This is a genomic window from Hymenobacter negativus (assembly GCF_017571495.1).
In the GTDB taxonomy this organism is placed as follows: Bacteria; Bacteroidota; Bacteroidia; order Cytophagales; family Hymenobacteraceae; genus Hymenobacter; species Hymenobacter negativus.
The window spans coordinates 1-3079 of record NZ_JAGETZ010000032.1 but is presented as its reverse complement, the minus strand read 5'-3'; the positions used below and the strand labels follow the sequence as shown (position 1 = coordinate 3079).

Annotated in this window: 2 rRNA genes; both read left to right on the top strand. The window is 54.9% G+C overall.

From position 1 onward, the window contains the following. A 23S ribosomal RNA gene (locus J4E00_RS29265) occupies positions 1 to 2811 on the top strand; the annotation flags it as partial. Positions 2812 to 2903: 92 nt separating this feature from the next. Then, positions 2904 to 3015: ribosomal RNA gene (gene rrf, locus J4E00_RS29260) — 5S ribosomal RNA — on the top strand. Positions 3016 to 3079 lie beyond the last annotated feature (64 nt).

Genomic DNA, 3079 nt, shown 5'->3' with positions numbered 1-3079 from the left:
ATTTCCGAATGGGGCAACCCCTCGACTGGAAGAGTCGAGAATCGACTAGCTTGACTAGCGATGGCAAACGCAGGGAACTGAAACATCTAAGTACCTGCAGGAAAAGAAAATAACAATGATTCCCCAAGTAGTGGCGAGCGAACGGGGAGGAGCCCAAACCGGGTTGGTTACGGCCAATCCGGGGTTGTAGGACCGCGACATCTGATTGAATCGAGTTAGCTGAACTGCTTGGGAAAGCAGGCCATAGACGGTGAGAGCCCGGTAAGCGACAATTCTGATTCACGGTAGCGGGATCCTGAGTAGGGCGGGGCCGGAGAAACCCCGTCTGAATCGAGCGGCACCATCCGCTAAGGCTACATACTCCTGAGACACCGATAGTGAACTAGTACCGTGAGGGAAAGGTGAAAAGAACCGGGAATACCGGAGTGAAAAGAACCTGAAACCGTGTGCTTACAAGCAGTTAGAGGGCTTTAGTGGCCTGATAGCGTGCCTTTTGCATAATGAGCCTACGAGTTACTCCTCCCCGGCAAGGTTAAGGACTTTAAGGTCCGGAGCCGCAGCGAAAGCGAGTCTGAACAGGGCGCGCAGTCGGGGGGGGTAGACGCGAAACTTTGTGAGCTACCCTTGAGCAGGTTGAAGGTGCCGTAACAGGCACTGGAGGACCGAACCAGTTTCCGTTGAAAAGGATTTGGATGACTTGAGGGTAGGGGTGAAAGGCCAATCAAACTGAGAAATAGCTCGTACTCCCCGAAATGTATTGAGGTACAGCGTCGTGGTGAAGGTCAATGGAGGTAGAGCTACCAATAGGACTAGGGGGTGTCAGAGCCTACCGAATCCTGATGAACTCCGAATGCCATTGGCTATACACGGCAGTGAGGCCTGGGGTGCTAAGGTCCCCGGCCGAGAGGGAAAGAACCCAGACCAACAGCTAAGGTCCCTAAATCTAGATTAAGTTGAACAAAGGAGGTCCAGTTGCTTTGACAGCCAGGAGGTTGGCTTGGAAGCAGCCATTCCTTTAAAGAGTGCGTAACAGCTCACTGGTCGAGCGACCGGGCATCGATAATACGCGGGCATCAAATCTAGTACCGAAGCTTTGGATGTGACGTGCAAGACCGTCACGTGGTAGGGGAGCATTCTCCTTGCGGTGAAGGCGTGTCGTCAGGCATGTTGGAGCGTGGAGAAAAGCATATGTAGGCATGAGTAACGATAATGCGGGTGAGAAACCCGCACGCCGATAGACTAAGGTTTCCAGCTCAACGCTAATCGGAGCTGGGTTAGTCGGGACCTAAGGGGCAGCCGAAAGGTGAACTCGATGGACAGCAGGTTAATATTCCTGTACTAATGACAGAAAGTGATGCAGTGACGCAGAAGTGAAAGCACCGCGGGCGGACGGAAGTGCCCGTTGAAGGCCGTAGGTATTGGGACCGTAGTTAAGTACGCGGACCTAGCCGAAAGCTGATAGTACCGTACGACCTTCGGGTCACGCGGATAGTGTGCCTAATCCGACTGCCAAGAAAACCTGCTAAGCGTTTTAATTCTGTTATTACCCGTACCGCAAACCGACACAGGTAGTCAAGGAGAGTATCCTGAGGCGCTCGAGTGAATCACGGCCAAGGAACTCGGCAAAATGGACCTGTAACTTCGGGAGAAGGGTCGCTTCCTGGTAGCAATACCAGAAGCCGCAGTGAAAAGGCCCAGGCGACTGTTTAACAAAAACACATGACTTTGCTAACGCGCAAGCGGACGTATAAGGTCTGACACCTGCCCGGTGCCGGAAGGTTAAGAGGGGAACTTAGTCGCAAGGCGAAGGTTTGAATCGAAGCCCCGGTAAACGGCGGCCGTAACTATAACGGTCCTAAGGTAGCGAAATTCCTTGTCGGGTAAGTTCCGACCTGCACGAATGGTGTAACGATCTGGGCGCTGTCTCAGCCGTGAGCTCGGTGAAATTGTAGTCTCGGTGAAGATGCCGAGTACCCGCCACGGGACGGAAAGACCCCGTGCACCTTTACTATAGGTTGCCATTGGTGTTGGGTTCAGTATGTGTAGCATAGGCGGGAGGCGCTGAGCCGGGGACGCTAGTTCTCGGGGAGCCGACGTTGAAATACCGCCCTTACTGTGCCTGATGCCTAATCCCGGAATCCCGGGAGACAGTGGCTGCTGGGTAGTTTGACTGGGGTGGTCGCCTCCAAAAGCGTATCGGAGGCTTTCAAAGGTCCGCTCAGTCCGCTTGGTAACCGGACGCAGAGCGCAATAGCAGAAGCGGGCTTGACTGTGAGGCCGACTAGCCGAGCAGGGTCGAAAGACGGATATAGTGATCCGGTGGTTCCGCATGGAAGGGCCATCGCTCAAAGGATAAAAGGTACGCCGGGGATAACAGGCTGATCTCCCCCAAGAGCTCATATCGACGGGGAGGTTTGGCACCTCGATGTCGGCTCGTCACGTCCTGGGGCTGGAGAAGGTCCCAAGGGTTCGGCTGTTCGCCGATTAAAGTGGCACGCGAGCTGGGTTCAGAACGTCGTGAGACAGTTCGGTCCCTATCTGTGGTGGGCGTTGGAAATTTGACAGGACCTGTCCTTAGTACGAGAGGACCGGGATGGACCAGCCGCTGGTGCGCCGGTTGTACCGCCAGGTGCAGCGCCGGGTAGCTACGCTGGGACGAGATAAGCGCTGAAAGCATCTAAGTGCGAAACTCCCCTGGAGATGAGATTTCCCAATTGAAGGCCCGTCGGAGATGACGACGTGGATAGGCGGCAGGTGAACAAGTGGAAACACAATAGCTGAGCCGTACTAAGTGGCCGAGGGCTTCTCTGTATAATCGTCAAGTGCGCGACCAGCGCTTCGTTTTTGTCCCCTTATGTCGAGTTATTGCGTTGGTTCACCAGAACACGAACCAACCCGCCAGCAATGGTGGCTTTAGCCCGGGTGTTCACCTCTTCCCATTCCGAACAGAGCCGTTAAGCCCCGGTGCGCCTATGGTACTGCCTTCACCGGTGGGAGAGTCGGTCGCCGCCAACCTTGTTGCCCAATGCCCCGCGCCGCTTTCACCAGCCGCCCGGGGCATTTTGCGTTTTAAGTGTTT